This window comes from Agrobacterium vaccinii (genome assembly GCF_021310995.1).
GTDB classification, from domain to species: domain Bacteria; phylum Pseudomonadota; class Alphaproteobacteria; order Rhizobiales; family Rhizobiaceae; genus Agrobacterium; species Agrobacterium vaccinii.
In genome coordinates this window covers 605,589-621,240 of record NZ_CP054150.1, presented here as the reverse complement: position 1 = coordinate 621,240, position 15,652 = coordinate 605,589, and the positions used below count along the sequence as shown (strand labels likewise).

Annotated in this window: 14 protein-coding genes; 4 read left to right on the top strand and 10 right to left on the bottom strand. The window is 57.7% G+C overall.

Annotation, left to right across the window (positions count from 1 at the left end; genetic code table 11):
• Positions 1 to 95: 95 nt before the first annotated feature.
• The 5 genes from HRR99_RS02975 to HRR99_RS02955 form a co-directional block, all read right to left on the bottom strand.
• Complete coding sequence (locus tag HRR99_RS02975; RefSeq protein ID WP_422387328.1) at positions 96 to 2,003, bottom strand: HAMP domain-containing methyl-accepting chemotaxis protein; 1,908 nt, start codon at positions 2,001 to 2,003, stop codon at positions 96 to 98.
• A gap of 359 nt (positions 2,004 to 2,362) precedes the next feature.
• The gene (gene smc / locus HRR99_RS02970) at positions 2,363 to 5,827 is read right to left on the bottom strand and encodes a chromosome segregation protein SMC (protein WP_233122694.1); all 3,465 of its coding nucleotides are present in this window, start codon (positions 5,825 to 5,827) and stop codon (positions 2,363 to 2,365) included.
• 72 nt (positions 5,828 to 5,899) lie between these two features.
• Positions 5,900 to 6,580 (bottom strand): DsbA family protein, encoded by a 681-nt coding sequence (locus tag HRR99_RS02965; protein WP_111840645.1) that lies wholly within the window; start codon positions 6,578 to 6,580, stop codon positions 5,900 to 5,902.
• Between the two features lie 137 nt (positions 6,581 to 6,717).
• The gene (locus tag HRR99_RS02960) at positions 6,718 to 7,239 is read right to left on the bottom strand and encodes a DUF721 domain-containing protein (protein WP_233122693.1); all 522 of its coding nucleotides are present in this window, start codon (positions 7,237 to 7,239) and stop codon (positions 6,718 to 6,720) included.
• Between the two features lie 43 nt (positions 7,240 to 7,282).
• Positions 7,283 to 7,717, bottom strand: a complete 435-nt coding sequence (locus HRR99_RS02955) for a hypothetical protein (RefSeq protein WP_233122692.1) — start codon at positions 7,715 to 7,717, stop codon at positions 7,283 to 7,285.
• Positions 7,718 to 7,855: 138 nt separating this feature from the next.
• On the opposite strand from HRR99_RS02955, the gene mutY reads away from it, so the two are divergent.
• Complete coding sequence (gene mutY / locus HRR99_RS02950; RefSeq protein WP_233123561.1) at positions 7,856 to 8,965, top strand: A/G-specific adenine glycosylase; 1,110 nt, start codon at positions 7,856 to 7,858, stop codon at positions 8,963 to 8,965.
• Positions 8,965 to 9,576 (top strand): HAD family hydrolase, encoded by a 612-nt coding sequence (locus HRR99_RS02945; protein WP_233122691.1) that lies wholly within the window; start codon positions 8,965 to 8,967, stop codon positions 9,574 to 9,576. The genes mutY and HRR99_RS02945 overlap by 1 nt, the downstream gene beginning before the upstream one ends.
• A gap of 409 nt (positions 9,577 to 9,985) precedes the next feature.
• On the opposite strand, the gene HRR99_RS02940 is transcribed toward HRR99_RS02945, so the two are convergent.
• Entirely contained in the window at positions 9,986 to 11,131 is a 1,146-nt protein-coding gene (locus HRR99_RS02940) for a site-specific DNA-methyltransferase (RefSeq protein ID WP_233122690.1), read from the bottom strand.
• A 332-nt stretch (positions 11,132 to 11,463) separates the two neighbouring features.
• Between HRR99_RS02940 and HRR99_RS02935 the strand changes: the two genes are divergently transcribed.
• On the top strand, positions 11,464 to 12,549 hold the full coding sequence (locus tag HRR99_RS02935) for a hypothetical protein (protein WP_233122689.1): 1,086 nt from the start codon (positions 11,464 to 11,466) through the stop codon (positions 12,547 to 12,549).
• On the opposite strand, the gene HRR99_RS02930 is transcribed toward HRR99_RS02935, so the two are convergent.
• The 3 genes from HRR99_RS02930 to HRR99_RS02920 all read right to left on the bottom strand — a co-directional run bounded on the left by HRR99_RS02930 (position 12,539) and on the right by HRR99_RS02920 (position 14,412).
• Positions 12,539 to 12,973: a DUF1284 domain-containing protein gene (locus tag HRR99_RS02930; protein ID WP_233122688.1), complete on the bottom strand. Its 435-nt coding sequence runs from the start codon at positions 12,971 to 12,973 to the stop codon at positions 12,539 to 12,541. The two genes, HRR99_RS02935 and HRR99_RS02930, sit on opposite strands and share 11 nt — an antisense overlap.
• Entirely contained in the window at positions 12,970 to 13,548 is a 579-nt protein-coding gene (locus HRR99_RS02925; RefSeq protein WP_233122687.1) for a biotin transporter BioY, read from the bottom strand. Before HRR99_RS02925 ends, HRR99_RS02930 begins: the two co-directional genes overlap by 4 nt.
• 183 nt (positions 13,549 to 13,731) lie before the next feature.
• Complete coding sequence (locus HRR99_RS02920; RefSeq protein ID WP_233122686.1) at positions 13,732 to 14,412, bottom strand: GntR family transcriptional regulator; 681 nt, start codon at positions 14,410 to 14,412, stop codon at positions 13,732 to 13,734.
• A 144-nt stretch (positions 14,413 to 14,556) separates the two neighbouring features.
• On the opposite strand from HRR99_RS02920, the gene HRR99_RS02915 reads away from it, so the two are divergent.
• Positions 14,557 to 15,246: an HAD family hydrolase gene (locus HRR99_RS02915; RefSeq protein WP_233122685.1), complete on the top strand. Its 690-nt coding sequence runs from the start codon at positions 14,557 to 14,559 to the stop codon at positions 15,244 to 15,246.
• A gap of 68 nt (positions 15,247 to 15,314) precedes the next feature.
• Here the strand turns inward: HRR99_RS02915 and HRR99_RS02910 are convergent, their stop codons facing one another.
• On the bottom strand, positions 15,315 to 15,647 hold the full coding sequence (locus HRR99_RS02910) for a type II toxin-antitoxin system PemK/MazF family toxin (RefSeq protein ID WP_233122684.1): 333 nt from the start codon (positions 15,645 to 15,647) through the stop codon (positions 15,315 to 15,317).
• Positions 15,648 to 15,652: the final 5 nt, after the last annotated feature.

Genomic DNA, 15,652 nt, shown 5'->3' with positions numbered 1-15,652 from the left:
CAGGCGCCAGCGCTCATCATAAAAAACCACCCGCGACGAGCGCGGGCGGCATGCAATCATGATCTTATCGGATCAGGTCATTCAAACCTTTCGGCTCAAAACTCTTCCCATTCGGATTTTACAGCGGCACTGCCGTTGAAGGCAGAGGCAACCTTGCGACCCAGCGCGCGGGCCGGTGACTGAACCGGGCGCTGCGCCTGCGTCGCCTGGCGCGGTGCTTCGTATCCACCACCCAGCCTGAACTGGCCCAGCAACTGGTTGAGCGACGCCGCTTCCTTTGCAAGGCCGTGGCTGGCTGCCGTCTGCTCTTCGACCATGGCCGCGTTCTTCTGCGTGTCCTGGTCCATCTGGTTCACAGCGGTGTTGATCTGCTGGAGACCGGAAGACTGCTCCTGCGCCGCGTCCACGATGGCCACGACATGGCGGTTGATTTCCTGCACTTCGGTCACGATGGTTTCCAAGGCACGACCGGTCTGGCCGACGAGTTCGACGCCTTCCTGAACCTGCGTGTTCGAAGTCGTGATCAGCGCCTTGATGTCCTTCGCAGCATTTGCGGAACGCTGTGCAAGCTCGCGCACTTCCTGTGCCACGACCGCAAAGCCCTTGCCTGCTTCACCGGCACGTGCCGCTTCAACACCGGCGTTGAGTGCCAGAAGGTTGGTCTGGAAGGCGATCTCATCGATCACGCTGATGATGTTGGAGATTTCAGACGAGGACTTCTCGATCTGCTCCATCGCAACGACGGCCTTGCGGACGACGTTGCCGGACTGTTCGGCACCCGTGCGAGCCTTGGCAACCAGATGACCGGCTTCCTGTGCACGCTTGGTGCTGTCCTTCACCGTCGTAGTGATCTGCTCCAGAGCTGCTGCGGTTTCTTCTACCGATGCAGCCTGCTGTTCGGTGCGCTTGGCCAGATCATCGGCAGCCGAGCGGATTTCATTGGCACCGGCGTCGATACCGCGAGCGTTTTCGGCAACGCGAGACAGCGCCGATTGCAGCTTTTCAGCGGACGAGTTGAAGTTGCTGCGGACAGCATCGAGATGGGCAGCGAAGGGCTGGCTGATGCGATAGGACACATCGCCGTCCGACAGGCGCGACAGCGCATCGGCCAGATTATCGACGGCAAAGCTTGTGTCTGCTGCTTCCTTAGCCTTCTGTTCTTCGCGGGCAATGCGTTCCTTCTCGGACAGGCTGCGATTGGCATCGGCTTCCTGTTCGAGGCGAGCGCGTTCGATGGCATTGTTGCGGAAGATGACGACGTTCTGCGCCATCTTGCCGATCTCGTCCTTGCGATCTGCGCCGGGAATTTCCAGATCGACATTGCCGGATGCAAGCGACGACATGGAGCCCGTCATACGCTGAATGGGCTTGATGACGCCACGGATGACGATGAGCACGCAGACCACCGCCAGCGCCAAAGCAATGGCACCGAGAATGGCCAAGGTGTGGACGATGAAGGATTTGAGGTCTTCACCGGCAACCATGCCGTCCTTGGCTGCGGTCAACTGGATATCTATGAGTTTCGATACGGAATCGCCCAGGGGATCGATGATCGAATAGAGCTGACCATCGGCGAAATTGCCGATCTCCTCCAGATTACCGGCCTGCAACAGCGTGATGATGCCCTGGATTTTCTGATCCGCAGATTGGCGCATGCTCTGAAATTCATCGGCCAGACGCTTCTCATCCACTGTCAGATAGGTGGCGGTATAATCCCTCCAGGACTTGTCGATGTTCTGCATCGCGCCACGGATGTTCTGGATACCCTGGTCGACCGTCAGGGAACCGCCGCTGACCTTGTGAACGGTGTCCACGATCTTGACCGCATAGTCATCCGAAATGGATTTGAGCTGTGCCATGGGTATCACGCGGTCGGCGACAACGCTGCGCAGCAGCCTTGCTTCTTCATTCAGCGCGTAAAACGAAAAGACCGACGTCACCGCAAGTATTGCGACGAGGAAGAATATGCAGGACAGAAGTTTTGACCGAATAGACATGGAGATCCTCTTGAACGACGCATCTTCGCGACAATCGGACGGAACCGAATAATGTCTGGCGATGTATGGAATGCGCGATCAAAGAGTGATCTCGAAGCATTAATTAGATATGAAACATATCCTTTATGCTGATAATTTAAGCAGTTTGCGCGTGGAATGATCAGACTTACTCGTCAGAAAGAAAGAATACCAATCAAGAGATGTATAATAATTACGCATACGTCGCGTAGGCGCCAACTTCCAAGAGAGACTATAAGGCAGCACATCGCCAGGATGGGTAAATATTCACACTTTACGTTACGGAAGCTTAGGCATTATGGCGTTTATTTTTGCGAAATCGCAAAAATAAATCGAAGTTATCAACGTCAAACGGTCTCGATCAGCCGTTCCGCCATCTGCAAATCGACTGATACCAGTTGCGACACGCCCTGCTCTGCCATAGTGACCCCAAACAGGCGGTCCATGCGGGCCATGGTGATGGGGTTGTGGGTGATGATGACGAAGCGTGTTTCGGTGGAGGCCACCATCTCGTCCATCAGGTTGCAGTAACGCTCGACATTATGGTCATCCAGCGGTGCGTCCACTTCGTCCAGCACGCAGATCGGTGCGGGGTTGGTGAGGAAGACGGCAAAGATGAGTGCCATGGCGGTCAGCGCCTGCTCGCCGCCGGATAGCAGCGTCATGGTCTGCGGCTTCTTGCCGGGCGGGCGGGCGAGAATTTCGAGACCCGCTTCCAAGGGATCGTCAGATTCGATCAGTTGCAGCTCCGCTGTGCCACCGCCGAACAGGTGGGTGAACAACCGCTGGAACTGGGTGTTGACGATATCAAAGGCGGCAACCAGTCGCTCGCGGCCTTCGCGGTTGAGGTTGTGGATGCCGGCACGCAGCTTTCGGACCGCATCGATGATGTCGTCGCGTTCCTTGATGAGGGCCGCCAGCTTTTCGGACAGCTCTGCCTGCTCCTCATCGGCGCGCAGGTTGACGGCACCCAGCCGCTCGCGTTCTATCTTCAGCCGGTCTAGATCTCGCTCGACATCGCGGATCTCGGGCATCGGCGCATCGCCCGCCAAGCCCGTCAGGCGAAAGGCCATGTGAGGCTCGACGTTCAGCGCCTCGCGGATGCGATGTTCACCTTCCTGACGTTTCTCGCGGGCAGATACCAGGCGCTCTTCGGCGCGGCCGCGCTTTTCTCGAGCTTCTGCCAGCGCGGACAAAGCGATGGTGGCTGCGCGGTCTGCCTCGCGTTGCAGGTTTTCCGCCTCGACCAGTTGATCCGCAGCGGCCCGCCGTGCTTCCTCGGTTTTTTGTAGTTGCGTCAAGAGATCGCGGCGCTTTTCATCGAATTCTTCCGGCGCGATATCCAGTTCGGCAAGTTCGTCGCGCGCTTCGTCTTCACGTTCGCGCAGCGTAGCGATATGACCGCTGGCGCTCGCGGCGCGGGCCTGCCACGTGGCGCGTTCCTGCGCGATGGCATTGATGCGGCGCTGGCGTGCCTCGGCCTCACGTTTCAGGCCTTCATGTTTTGCGCGGGCTTCGGCGACAAGGCTGCGGTCGGTTGCGACTTCCAACTGGCTTTCGCGCAGGCGCAGATCGAGGTCGGAAAGATCGGCAGCCTCTTCCAGCTCGATCCGCGCATTTTCTTCCTGAGCGGCAATGTCTTCGATCTGGCCGCTGATCTGGTTGATCGCTTCGGAAACGATATCGCGACGGCGCAGCAGATCGCCAGAGGCACGTTCGGCCATCGACAATGCGTCGCGGGCTTCGACCAGTTGGCGCGAAGCGAGACGGCTGCGCTCCCGCGCGTCGGCAAGCTGGCTTTCGACAAGTCGAATCTCATCGGCGCTGGCGGCAAGCTGCTCTTCGGCTTCCTCCAATGCGTAGCGCGCCTCTTCGACTTCACCTTCCAGCTCGGCAAGACGGTTTTTCTGGGCAAGCCGCAGGGCTGCATTGCCGGGCGCGTCCGCACTGGTGATGTGGCCGTCCCAGCGAAACAGCGCGCCATCTTTAGTAACGAGGCGCTGGCCGGGTTTCAGCGCGGGCATCAAGCGTTTGGCGTCATCAGCGTTTGAAACGATACCCGTCTGGCGTAGCGTGCGTTTCAGCGCATCCGGTCCTGCGACATGCGCTAGCAGGGATCCCACGCCGTCGGGCAGCGTTGGGTCTGCCTCACCTTCGCCGTTTGCGGTCCAATAGGCCGGGGCGGCAGGGTCGAGCGGGCTTTCGAGATCATCACCCAAGGCAGCACCGAGGGCTGCTTCAAAGCCGCGATCCACCTTCAGTTCTTCGGCAACCGGCGTGAACGAGCCGGAGACGGCACCGGCGGCCAGCATTTTGGAAATGGTGCGCGCTTCGGTTTCCAGCGCGTTGAGACGGTTGCGCGCCATATCCAACGGTCCACGCGCCAGCGCCTCCGCAGACCGCGCGTCTGCCACAGCCGATTCCGCCTCTTCCACCACGATCAACGCGTCTTCGACGGCGATTTCGGCGGCTTCCACGCTTTCGCGCTTTTCCGAAGGGTCCGGCAGGCCGGAGAGTTTTTCATCTATGTTTTCGATCTCGGCAGCGGCGTCCGATGCCTGACGGTCCAGCCGCGCTTTCCGGTCAGCCAGATCGCGGATGGTGCGCTCAAGCTGGGTCCGGTTGGCGGAGGCCTCGGCTCGCTCTGCGGTGAGGCTTGCGAAAACACGTTCGCTCTCGGCCAGCTTTGCGGCGGAGGCTTCAAAAGCTTCGCGGGTTTCCTCGGAATAGCGGCCCGAGTCGGCCAGGATTTCGAGAATCTCCGCCTCTTCCGAATCCAGACGCGCCAGGATTTCTGCATTGTCAGAAACCATGCGCTCTTCGCGCTCGATATCTTCGACTAGTTGCGCAAGGCGACGGGCAAGCTCGTCGCGGCGGCGCAGGATGCGGTTGGTTTCCTCATCCAGTTGGGTGCGGGCAATTTGCAGGCGTTGCAGCGCAGCAGCGGCCTTGGCTTCGTTTTCACGCAGTTCCGGCAGCTTGAAGCTCGCAAGCCCTTGCGCCTTTGCCGCTTCCATCTGCGCCTGCGCCTTTTCAGCCACCACATTGGTCGCCTGATTGAGCGCGCTTTCTGCTTCGCCTTCGGCGTGCTTGGCCTCCACCCATCGGATGTGCAGCAAGGTCGCCTCACGGGCGCGGATATCTGCTGATAGCATCTTGAAGCGGTTGGCCTGTCGCGCTTGCCGTTTCAGGCTTTCGATCTGGCTTTCCAGCTGAGCGGTGACGTCTTCCAGCCGTTCCAGATTGGCCTCTGCCGCGCGCAGGCGCAGTTCCGCCTCGTGGCGGCGCGAATGCAGGCCGGAAATGCCCGCCGCCTCTTCCAGAAGCTGGCGGCGCGCCTGCGGTTTGGCGTTTATGAGTTCGCCGATCCGCCCCTGCCCCACCATGGAGGGCGAGCGAGCGCCGGTGGAAGCATCGGCAAACAGAAGCTGGACGTCCTTGGCGCGGGCTTCCTTACCATTGATGCGATAGACCGAGCCGTTTTCGCGCTCGATGCGTCGTGTGACCTGAATTTCATCGGCATCGTTGAAGGCGGCTGGTGCGGTGCGGTCGGAATTGTCGAGATAGAGGCCGACTTCGGCAGTGTTGCGGGCCGGGCGATTGCCGGAACCAGAGAAGATCACGTCATCCATGCCGGATGCGCGCATATTCTTGTAGGAGTTTTCGCCCATCACCCAGCGAAGCGCCTCGACAAGATTGGACTTGCCGCAGCCATTGGGGCCGACGACGCCCGTCAGTCCCGGCTCGATGATGAACTCGGAGGGCTCGACGAAGGACTTGAAGCCGAGCAGGCGCAGCTTGTTGAATTTCATGCTGCTGCCCTGCGGTCATAAAAAACGGGCGCACGGATATGTCCGTCGCCCGTTTTTGTGCGGTAACGTCTTTTAGAGAAGGCTGTCGACGAGAGCCGACATATTTTCCACAGACATGTCTCCAGCGTAGCGCTTTCCGTTGATGATGAAGGTCGGGGTCGAGTTGACGCCGAACTCCGTCGCACCGCGTTGCATCGTTGCGTTCACATCATCCAGAAGTTTCTGGTTCGTCAAGCAGGCCTCGAATGTCTCCTGTGAAAAACCGGCCAGTTTCGACATTTGCAGCAGGGCAGCGCGTGCATCCTGCGCGGTTGCCCATGTCTGCTGCTGTTTGAACAGCATGGAAACGAACGGGTAATACTGCTGTTCAGGCGCGCAGCGGGCCAGCATGAAGGCAGCGGCAGCGCGTGGATCGAACGGGAATTCGCGGATGATGAAGTAGACCTTGCCGGTGTCGATATACTTCTTCTTGATTTCTTCGAAAGTCGTGTTGTGGAAATGCGCGCAGTGCGGGCATGTCATCGACATATATTCAACGATCTTGACAGGTGCATTCGCATCACCCAGCGCACGGTCCGGCAGCGGGCCTGGCTTGAGAACGGCGGCCATGTCCACATTGCCGGATGATTCGGGCAGATCCTGCGCAAGGGCTGCGTTGGGCATCAGGGCAAAAGGAATGGATGCGGCGACTGCTGCAAGAGCAACGCCGCCCAGAAGGCTGCGACGGGTGATATTGAATTCAGGAAAATGCATCAAGCACCTATGTGTGAAAGACTGGAATTGTCTGCAATTGCGATATCGCGGCCACATGTTCAGAACAAGCGGCCATTTCTTTTCTTCTTGTCAAAGAATTGTGACCAGTCAAGGACAGTCTTGACCGAAAGACTGCTTCAAATCGTCCGACCTGCTTTTCGCTTCTGCAAAACAGCAGTTCCCAGACGCTCGACCGCCTTGCGCAAGGCCTCACTTTCGATGCCCTCCATCATGCCTTCCAGCCGCCTGGCGGCATCACCACGCAGCGGTTGCGGTTTGGGGCGACGGCTCAGCGTTTGCGAGACAGGCTTCTGCACGATCCTGATCTGGCGGACGGCGGGAAAGCCGAAGAAACCATTGATGCGGGCAATCAATTCGCCCTGCGCATGGGTGAGAAACAGCGCGCGAGCCCCTTCGCAGGCGATGGTCAGAACGCCGGGCTGATAGCCGCCACGATCCGGCCCCTCGTCACGGCGCGGCCATGTAATCTTTTCCGGGCGGGTGCAATCGGCAAAGTCCACGCCAGCGATTTCATCCCACGAACCGAGCAGCGACGTGCTGATTCCGGCGCGTTTCGCTAGAACCGGATCGATGATGCCGTTTGCGATTTCGGCAATCTGGATAACGCCTTTGCGCCCTGATTGTGCTGGTTTTTTCATAACTTATTAAATCAATGTGTCCGCGCGAGATCAAGCCACACAGTTATTTTTCACCGCCATTCTTTAAGAGCGTGCGAAACCGAAACCAATCTTTACGGGCATTCAGCCGTATAAATCGGGCCACTGCGCAACCTAAAAGGAAGTAACCCATTGCTAATAGCTGCAAGTGCCACATCTTCTCGACAGGGTACGTAGCTGCAATAACCATCATACTTACGAGAACCACTAAGAGATACACCCACATGAAATGACCAAATAGCGTCCAAAAAAATGCTTCGCAGAGCTGCCAACGCCTTGATGGCCTACCTTGGAATTTTTGAAGTTCCCTAGCCTCTTTCATAAGTCGCTCAATGAGAAAAGCTGTAAGTTTGGGGATATTAAAATAAACGCGACCGAGCCCGTTTAAAAGCAATCCAAGGAGCAATACACCCAGCAAGACGCCTGCTCCATAACGTATTGCTGGAGGTACTTCATTCACTAACAAACCTAGCATTGTTCAACCTTTGTGCTCTGGAAATGACTATCTAATTTTCGCATCGTCCTAAAGACGCGTGTTCGATCTAACCCGAGGCTGAATAATGTTGAAGATTTCAAGGCTCGCCTTATGTTCAGTGAGATGGATACAACGGCTCGAAAAACACTACTCCCGACAACAGCAGATCAACTTTTAGCATGGTACGATAGGCACCATCGCGACCTCCCATGGCGCACATCACCACCTATGACCGCAACGGGTTTGCGGGCCAATCCTTACCACGTCTGGCTATCGGAGGTCATGTTGCAACAGACCACCGTGCAGGCAGTGAAGCCCTATTTCGCCAAGTTTCTGGCGCTATGGCCAAAGGTGGAGGACCTGGCCGCAGCACCCAGCGAGGACGTGATGGCGGCATGGGCAGGGCTTGGGTATTATGCACGTGCCCGCAACTTGAAGAAATGCGCTGAAGCCGTTGCCAATGAGCATGGCGGCGTGTTTCCCGACACCGAAGAGGGCTTGAAGAGCCTGCCCGGCATCGGCGATTATACGGCGGCGGCCATCGCAGCCATCGCCTTCAACCGGCAATCGGCGGTGCTGGATGGCAATGTCGAGCGGGTGGTTTCCCGTCTGTTTTGCATCGATGCCCCCCTACCCGGCTCAAAGGGAGTAATGCGGGCGAAGGTGGCGGAGGTTACACCTGCTGATCGTCCGGGGGATTTTGCTCAGGCGATGATGGACCTCGGCGCCACCATTTGCACGCCGAAGCGCCCTGCCTGCGCGCTCTGTCCGTTCAATAGCCACTGTCTGGCGCTGGCGCAGGATGAGCCGGAGCGTTTTCCGGTGAAGGCTGCTAAGAAAGAAAAACCTGTCCGCGTCGGTGCCGCCTTCGTTGCGGTGAATGACAAGGGCGAAATCCTGCTGCGCCGCCGGATCGAAACTGGCCTGCTGGGCGGCATGACGGAGGTGCCGACGACCGCATGGACTGCGCGGATCGATGGTGGCACTGGCACTGAGCACGCACCCTTCGATGCGGAGTGGGAAGCAGCGGGCACAATTGTCCACGTCTTCACCCATTTCGAGCTTCGGCTCTCCATTTTCCGCGCCAGGGTTTCCGGCAGCATGAAACCGGGTGCCAATGACGAATGGTGGGAGCCGGTCACAAATCTTGATGCGCAGGCCCTGCCGACGGTAATGAAAAAAGCGATCGCGCAGGCTATTCCTCTCGCATTCGATAAAAGCAGGAAAAATTGATGACCAAGATCAATCACATCGTTTTCGATATCGGCAAGGTTCTGATCCACTACGACCCGAACATTCCCTACAGCAGCATAATTCCCGATGAGAACGAGCGGGCATGGTTCTTCGAGAATGTCTGCACGCACGAATGGAACCTGGAGCAGGACCGGGGCCGCACATGGGAAGAAGCCGAGGCGTTGCTTTTGGAGACTTACCCGGACCACGAAAAAACGATCCGCGCCTTTCGTCTGCACTGGCACGAAATGGTGTCGCACTCCTATGACGATTCGGTCGCCATTCTCAAAGGTCTGATCGCTTCAGGTCACGACGTGACGATGCTGACCAATTTCGCCTCCGACACGTTTCGGGAAGCGCAGAAGATGTATCCCTTCCTGACCCTCTCACGCGGCGTGACGGTCTCAGGCGATGTGGGCCTGATCAAACCCGATGTGGCGATTTATGAATTGCATGCGCGGACCTTTGGGCTCGACCCTGCCAGCAGTCTTTTCATCGACGACTCGTTTCCCAATGTGGAGGGCGCGAAGGCTGTTGGATGGCAGGCGGTGCATTTTACCGGTGCTGAAAAGTTGAGAGCCGATCTGGCCGCATACGGCATCGACATCTGAGCTGAGAATGTCTGGTGCAGGCGAAAATGGCGGTCTTCTACCTGCACCAGTCCGGCCGCAAGCGGCCAGATTTGTCAAATCTCGTAATCGGGAACGTTGCCGTCTTTCTTATTCCCGGATCTGACCTTTACGAACATCATGTCTGACGTTCGGCTAGACCCGTTGGCGGCTTGCTTGTGGCTCCCTTGGACACACTAGCTAGAGAGCCATACTTGCTCCAGGCTTGCCATGCAATTGATATATTTAAGAAAATTCTGTTATGATTAATAACGAATACGGAGAGGCCCGACGTTCAGGGAACGCCGGGCCTCTCCTATTCTTCACCCGGGACTGAAGGTACTAAAACCGGGCGAAGTCTGTGGGGCGGCAAGACCGCCTACTGTTGGCAAGGGCAAAGCGGTGGATCGCTTTATCCCGCCTTTGCCATTTCATTGCGGATCAGTGTTCTCAGATCATCGATGGGCTTCAAGGCCTCACCGTCCTCATAGTGCCAGAAGGTCCAGCCATTGCAGGCATCCAACCCTTGCACCTTTGCACCGAGGCGATGAATGGAGCCTGCGGTACCGGCAGAGGCAACGGTACCATCGGCACGGATGATGGCACTGTAACGACGTTTCGCGTCTGTCAGAACCTGTCCGGGGCGAACCAGACCGCTTTCGAGCAGCACGTTGAAGGCAACGCGTGGTTCGGCCTTCTTCCCGGTCATTACGGTCAGTTCCGCCTTGCCGAGGGGCTCGACGGCTGCGATGCGTGCGGAGGCGGCATCGATATAGTCCTGCTCGCGCTCGATGCCGACGAAGTGGCGACCCAGACGCTTTGCCACCGCACCTGTGGTGCCGGAGCCGAAGAACGGGTCGAGCACGACATCGCCGGGCTTTGTGGATGCCATTATGACGCGAGCCAGCAGGGCTTCCGGTTTCTGGGTCGGGTGGACCTTCTTGCCGTCATCGCCTTTCAGGCGCTCGCCGCCGCTGCAAATCGGGAACAGCCAATCCGAGCGCATCTGGACGTCATCATTGGAGGCCTTCAGCGCTTCGTAATTGAAGGTGTAGCTTTTTGCCTTAGCGTCGCGGCTGGCCCAGATCATGGTTTCATGCGCGTTCTGGAACCGGCGACCCTTGAAGTTCGGCATCGGGTTGGTCTTGCGCCAAACGATGTCATTGAGAATCCAGAAATTCATGTCCTGAAGAATGGAACCGACGCGGTAGATATTGTGATAGGAGCCGATGACCCAGATGGTGCCATTGGGCTTCAGCACCCGGCGGCATGCCAGAAGCCATGCGCGGGTAAAGGCATCGTAAGCTTCGAAGGATGCGAACTGGTCCCAGTCGTTGTCGACAGCATCGACAACAGACTGATCCGGGCGGTGGAGCGCGCCGCCCAGTTGAAGGTTGTATGGTGGATCGGCAAAAATTGCATCAACGGATTGACTGGGAAGTGCCTCAAGCGCGGCCACGCAATCACCCTTGATGATGCTGTCCTTCCAGGCATCGCTATCACCTGCAAGGTCAAAACCGGCACGCCGAAAATCGGCCAGCGGAAACACTGATGCCATAGGTACTCGCTCCATACGCTTACTCGACTGAACTGACCCTTATGGTTACCGAAGTTGGTTATCAAAGACTGAACGCGTGATGCAAAATCACGCTAAGTGCGTAAAAAAATACGCAAACTGCCTTTGTGTGAGGAGCCGAACGAAACGTTGGCCCCTCGCATCGATTGCCTGATGGCGGAAAGCAATATCGGAGGCATTTACCATTCCAACCACAATCAGTGGCGCACAATGGAACCAGTTGCATCTTTTAACGTTGTGATTTCGGAATTTTGCGCGCCATCTGTGTGATGGAGCCGAAAGGCATGGGTAAGGGCTGCAGGGGTAATTTCAGAATGCGCATTTCTCTCGTTATCGTATCGACACTTTTTGCCAGCGCTGCGTTTGCGCAAACCGCCACACCTCCGGTTCCCAAGCCGCCGATCAATGTGCGCACCGACGCCGTGCTGGTGAAGGGTGGACCCTCGCTGGGCAATAGCGACAAGGTGCGTTGGGATTTCTACAAGGTGGACAGCGCAGGCGGACGCAGCGATGAGAACGTCGGTGGAGCCTATGATGCGACGTTCGAGGAAAAGATTCCGGCAGGCAAATACATTGCCGTGGCAGGCCTTGGAAACATTCGTCGCGAAATACCTGTCGAGGTGAAGGACGGGGCGGTTGCGGAGGTAAAGGCTGACTTCAACGCGGCTCAATTGACCGTCGTCCCCAAGCGCAGCCCTGACAGCAAGGACGCTGAGCCGCAGGCCCGTGTCGAAGTCAAGCAGGGCGCCGACTTCAGCGACAGCATCTACGGTGCCAAGCAGATTTACGTTCCTGCCGGGCAGTTGACGCTGGAGGGCCGCATTGGCCCGGCGCGCGCCGATGACACGGTCACTGTCAAGGCTGGCGACGTTGTCAGCCACGACCTTATCATCCCAAGCGGTGTGGTAATTGCCAATGCCGTCTACAAGGATGGTGGCCGCGCGGTCGATACGGACAATATCCGCTTCGAAACGGTTTCCCCTACCGAGACACTGGATGGCACGCGTGACACGCTGACGGGCACTTACGGCGTTGGCAAGATGATGCAGATGCCTGCTGGTGACTTCATCATGCGGGCGCGGCTTGGAAAGGTCAGTGCCGAGATACCCTTCTCCGTCACCGCAGGACAGCGGACGAATGTCACCGTCAATCTGAATGCAGGCGTTCTGGCCGTTACGGCACCCGATGCCCAGCGTATCGACATTGTCGAAACAACCAAGGATTTGCAGGGCACGCAGAATGAAATTTCCGGTCGCTACGGCACCACCCATCAGGAAACCCTGCATCCCGGCGACTACTCTGTCAAAATCACCTATGACGACAAGACCAACCGTGAGCCCAAGGAGCTGACCGCCACGGTAAAGGCTGCGGAGCGCACCGAACTGAACATCACGGATTGAGCGGCGGCGCAATCTTGACACTGCAATAGTTGGAAGCGGCGACTTCGTTGCAGAGATCGGCCCATTCGCATGCTGAACAGGCCGAACGCACGGTGCCATCGCGAAAGCCTGAGCGAAGCTTTTTCATAAAGGCGTCGTCAGGCGTGAAACTCTTGTGCACGGTCACTGCTTCACCCAGAAAATGTGCGATAGACGCCATTGCTTTCTGATCGCGTATCACAACACTCTGGCTGAAGCAGTGTGCATCAGCGTCCGTCAGCAGCGGCGCACAGATGTCATCGGGACCGGAAACGATCTCGATATCCTCACCGGCATTCAGCCGCGCAGCGACACGGTCATAATTGACCGTGAAGCCGGGCGTGTAGCCCTTGCCGACATAGGTCAGCATGCACAGCAGGTGATGGGCTCTGAGGCGAACCGTCACCGGGCGCTTCTGCCGCGCGATGCGATGAGTTTCAATGCTGCGGCAGCCAGCGCCGACTTCAGGACAGCGCCGAGTATGAAGGGTGCAACACCGCCAACCCAGGCCGCCTCTGAACCGATCAGGCCCGCAAGCCAGGCCCAACCAAGTGCAAGGCACAGGACATTCGCGCACAGATGCAGCAGGAACGCGGCAACCGGGCGATCACCATCCGCACCTTTTTCGGTAAGAAGCCCAACCAGCGCAGCCATGACCGGAAAGGCCACGAGGTAGCCTGCCGTCGGGCCGACGAATGGCGCATGGCCAGATGCCGCATCTGCCAGAACGGGCAGTCCGAGCATGGCCTCAGCCAGCCACGCGAGCACCGTCAATGTGCCAAGACGCCAACCGTAGAGAGCGCCGATCATCGTAACCGCAAATGTCTGCATGGTGATGGGCACCGGCACCATGGGGACCTCGATCTTGGATGCAAGCGCCAGGATCATCGTTCCTGCCACAAGAAACAGGGCCTGCTGAACGTATGATCTGGATGACAAACCAAGGAAGCCGGTGGTTGCGGTGGGCATTTGAATGGACATGATATCCTCCTGAATTTCAATTATAGATAATTTGAAAGAACAGAGAGATATGTATCGCTAAAAGACCGACCAAAGGAAGCTTGGAACAAAAACTTCGATGCAGAGATGCGCACTTCATGTGGATAGAGTCGAAATTAACTCATATTTTTCATATATTTATATCGATATAAAATTATCTATAATTTATCCGACGATCGCGAAGGCATCTCGAGTGGAGCCCGTCGGCGTGCGAATTGCGGTGCGCCCGATCCACTGAACGTGACCGGCAAGAATGCGAACAGCTTCCTCATCGCGCTTGCCGCGAAGCGCATCGATGATGGCGCGGTGGTCGGTGTCGGTGCGCCTCTCCCACCCTGCCCGCCACGCCGAAAACAGAAAGCGGGCACTGGCGGCGTGAAGTCCGTCGATGGCCTCCATCAGACGCGGCATGTCGCACGGCGCCGTAATCAGGCGGTGAAAGCGGCGGTTCGCCTCTTCCCATTGCCGCACGTCCATGGCCCTGTCACCGGCGAGCGTCGCCGCCTCAGCCTCGTCAAGAATAGCGGCAGTCAGATTAGGGACGGCGTGACGCAGGGCCAGGACCTCCAGCGCCGCACGCATCTCCGCTACCTCCTGCACATCGGGCAAGCCAAAATCGGCAACGCGAACACCCCGGCGTGGAATGCTGACCGCAAGCCCCTGCGCCTCCAGCCGACGGAAGGCTTCGCGCACCGGCACATGCGACGCGCCAAACTCCTCAGCCACATGGTCCTGCCGCAGCCGGGCACCGGGCGCAAGTTCGCCGCGCACGATGCGGTCTGCAAGCGTGCGGCTGATTTTGGTGGCGATGGTATCGTCCGGCTTGTTTTTTTGAGGTTTGGCCATGCACTCCCATAAAATGCCCTGACAGGATTGTCGAGGAAGCGCCGCCCCTTGCAAGGCTCGTTTGCATCGGCATCGGTTGAGCTTGCGGCCCACATGGGCTAAAAGCGCGCAAATCTTCCCGACCCAAATCGTTAAGGAGAGCCCATGAGCGGCTTCGACCTCATTATTTTCGACTGCGACGGCGTTCTCGTCGATTCCGAAATCATCGCTGCCCAGGTCGAATCGCGCCTGCTGACCGATGCTGGCTACCCAATTTCCACCGAGGAAATGGGCGAGCGCTTCTCCGGCATGACGTGGAAAAACATCCTCCTCGATATCGAGCGTGAAGCCAGCATTCCGCTCTCAGCCTCCCTACTGGAAAAGTCGGAAAAGCTTCTGGACGCCCGGCTCGAACGGGACGTGAAGGTCATCGACGGCGTCAAGCTGGCGCTTTCCCGCCTGACGACGCCGCGCTGCATCTGCTCGAACTCATCCAGCCATCGCCTGGATATGATGCTGACCAAAGTCGGCCTTAAACCCTATTTCGAGGGCCATATCTATTCCGCCAAGGATCTCGGCCCTGATCGCGTCAAGCCCAAGCCTGACATCTTTCTACACGGCGCCAAGCAGTTCAATGTCTCACCGGACCGCGTCGTCGTCGTTGAAGATTCCGTCCACGGCATCAACGGCGCCCGCGCAGCCGGAATGCGCGTCATCGGCTTCACCGGCGCCTCCCACACCTATCCCAGCCACGCGGATCGCTTGACGGATGCGGGCGCGGAAACGGTGATTGCGCGTATGCAGGATTTGCCTGCGACGATCGAAGCGTTAGCTGAGTGGGGCGGTGTGGCGTAATTATTGTGACTTGCTCTCATGTGAAGGCGACAGCCTCACATGAGAGCGGCTCGTTAAAGCCGATGCCGTTACTCTTGGTCAGGCACTGCGAAAACGAGACCGAAGATTGGAGCAAACCGCTCTAGCACTTCTGCGAAAATATCATCCGGTATTTTGTCTTTGGACTTCTCTGCATTTCGATTTCGCCAGTCCATTGATTTAACTTGGTCGATTTGAACGACACCAGTTGCACTCGTCCCCGCGCCGATCAACTGTATTGCAAACCCGCTGTTGCGCGAGGCGTTGCCAGTCGTGGTAATTGGGGCGATGAATGCAAAGCCGGTAGCCATGTTAAACTTAAACGCAGATAGAATGAGTCCGGCATGGCGACCGCGTTGCTCTTTGCCGGCAGACGGCTGCATGTCGA